Origin of the sequence: Dolichospermum sp. LEGE 00246 (assembly GCF_015207865.1) — a bacterium.
In the GTDB taxonomy this organism is placed as follows: domain Bacteria; phylum Cyanobacteriota; class Cyanobacteriia; order Cyanobacteriales; family Nostocaceae; genus Dolichospermum; species Dolichospermum heterosporum.
In genome coordinates this window covers 1-2,657 of sequence record NZ_JADEWA010000602.1, presented here as the reverse complement: position 1 = coordinate 2,657, position 2,657 = coordinate 1, and the positions used below count along the sequence as shown (strand labels likewise).

General features: G+C 34.9%; 4 protein-coding genes. 1 reads left to right on the top strand and 3 read right to left on the bottom strand.

The window, feature by feature from the left end:
- On the top strand, nt 1-812 hold an 812-nt coding region (locus tag IQ228_RS24520; RefSeq protein WP_228044063.1), incomplete at its 5' end, for a hypothetical protein.
- Between the two features lie 13 nt (nt 813-825).
- Here the strand turns inward: IQ228_RS24520 and IQ228_RS24515 are convergent.
- The 3 genes from IQ228_RS24515 to IQ228_RS24505 form a co-directional block, all read right to left on the bottom strand.
- A complete protein-coding gene (locus tag IQ228_RS24515; protein ID WP_193964766.1) occupies nt 826-966 on the bottom strand; it encodes a hypothetical protein in 141 nt (46 codons plus the stop codon).
- A gap of 163 nt (nt 967-1,129) precedes the next feature.
- Nucleotides 1,130-1,792, bottom strand: a complete 663-nt coding sequence (locus IQ228_RS24510; protein WP_193964764.1) for a Uma2 family endonuclease — start codon at nt 1,790-1,792, stop codon at nt 1,130-1,132.
- Nucleotides 1,793-2,357: 565 nt separating this feature from the next.
- The coding region (locus tag IQ228_RS24505; RefSeq protein WP_193964762.1) for a hypothetical protein at nt 2,358-2,657 on the bottom strand (300 nt) is incomplete at its 5' end.

The window sequence follows — 2,657 nt, the reverse complement described above, 5'->3', positions numbered from 1 at the left end:
GTCTTTATTCAATTCATTGGCATAAATTTATGACAACTAATCCTTTAACTATACTCACTGAAGAATCAACCAAAATATCACCTGATATTTCCCCTGCTAAAACTGCTTATATGTTAAGCCAACTTCTCGAATATATTGATTACAATGAATTAGAATCAATTTCAGTAACAGAAACTGTAAGCGTCGAAGAACAAAGTGATGCTATTAAAACACTGGCATCTATTATTGCTAGTCTCAATTCTGGAAAGACTATGGAAGAATCTGTTATAATAGCTTTTGAACCAGAGGATATCCAGGTACAAAATCCAGAGTTTATTCCTGAATTACCAGTTATATTGGCAGATGATTTAACGGTGAGTACAATAGAAAAAGAAAAAAACAATCTCAATCAAATTAATAACGATTCAATTATAGTTTTGGTGGATGAACAGGAAGAAACCCAAGCGGAAATATATGAGGAAGACATTATGTTGTACGTCATTCCTTTGATGATAGCAAGGTTAATGAGCGAAGAAAGTTTAGTAGAAGATAGTGGAGATGGAAAGATTAGAGTTTATCAATCAGATGAATTTACTGCTTCACTACAAGTTACAGAGACAGAGGAGCAAATTTTAATCTTGAAAAGAAAGCAACATTTGTATTCTGAAGCCGAAGTTGCTTTAAATGCTGTGAGAAAAACAAATTATTCCCAGTTTCAAGTTACTACAAATCAATTAACAGAGGCGGAAATAGAAAAGTTTAAACTGATAGCGTTAATGGAGTATAATCAAAGTAATCAACTACTTAAAAAGGAACAAGAGTTAGGAGATTAAAAGAATTTAGGACTTAATCAATAAATCCAAAACATTGATTAATAACTCCCGGTTCGCTCATTTTTTTTGGAGTTCGAGAAATTGCCAAAAAAACAGAAAATCCAGGTTTAGTAATGGTTTTAGCGATTTCCCGAAATTTAGCTTGAACTACCACCCGGCGCTAAAAACTCTATTTTTATGCGATCGCCTACGTGATCGCGCAGAGTCGGGACAAGAGTACATTTGAATTACAGGCTAAAACCCCTATTAAATCGTTCAGGTTTTTTCTAACTCAATTTAAAATAGGCGAACCGGGAGTAATAAAGAAGTTCAAAAATTTACAATGTATTTGGGTCAATTCCCCTTGCTTGTAACCTAGCTAAAAGAGCTTGCAATTCTTCCTCTTGGGTAGAATATCTGTTACCATTTTCGTCATACCAATATAACCATTCCCTAGTTCTACCTTGATAAGTTCCCTGTTCCCTACCAATACCTAAACCTACTTCTGGCATCCAAATTTTATCCCCTGGTTGGAGAACATATTCACCATTGACTAAGCGGTAAACTTCTAAACGTTGACGTTTCCGACGTAGGCGTGTAGGGGCATAAATGACATAATATAAAATACCTAATTCTGCATAGTCTAATTTCTTTTGCTCATATTCGTAATTGTAAGTTTGAGAAACAATTTCTAAGGCTAAAATTGGGGGAATACCATCTTCTTCCCAAAGTACATAACTAGAACGTCCATTTTCACCAACAAAGCGTTCTACTCCCAAACTTAAAAACGCATCTGGGACTATAGCAGGTTTACTTCCTGCATAATAAACTCCCATATTAATACCAAAAAACCAGTCATCTCGGTTTTGCCAAATATTGACTAGGATGGCTAATAATAAGTTGGGAATTAAAATTTGTAGTTCGTTATCCACTGGGGTATCGTCTGAATCTGGTAATTCTGCTGAAGAAGGTAAACAATGTAATGTATTGTAATTTAACATATAGGACTCCTATTTAATTTTGGCGAAACTAGGTACATCTTGATTCCTTCTTTCCTGTCTTCACGAAAATTATGGCTTACACCACACTCCACGAACGTGAACACTATCAAGAATCAAACTGAATTCCTATAAATATTTAACTGTTGACGTTTAATTAAAAAAATGACTGATATCATTTCTATTTATGAGTTTCACCACTCGTTAGAGATATAGTTATTATATCTGTTGGGTTAGGAAACAGAGAACGGGAGCATCCCAATTTTGAAAAAATAAACGTAGCCACACCAAAAACTCTCTCGCCTTAGTTTACTACAGCCCTATGCATAACAGCAGGCTTACAACAATGGGCAAAAGCTTGTATCAAGCCGCGTGTAAAGCCTGCGGCATACAAGAAAAGCAGAGCTTATGCCTACGGCAGACTACGTGAACGCTTTAGCGATACGCGCGGTCATTATCTGCGGTTCAATTATATGCAAGTATTTAGCTATCAGCAATCAGTAAATGGCGTAGCGATTGGCCGACGGTTGAATGCTTACGATAAAAATAAACTTACACATTTCGGATGCTACCCAGGAAACAGAGAATCAACTTCTATCAATTCCTGAAACCAACATTTAGGCAATATTGAAAGTAAAGCAGCGATAATTTTAGACTGCGATTTAATTGGCATTTCATCTAAAAAATACTGCCAATCAACATCATCTAAATTTTTATCTATCGCAAATACTTTTTTAACTATTTCCTGATGAGATTTCGTCTCCAAATCTTGCAGACTAAAATCTATATCTGTCATTTCCAATTCCTCTTTTAAAAAATCACTTATATCATCCAAATTATTCCTTTTACTATTATTACTATTTAATAG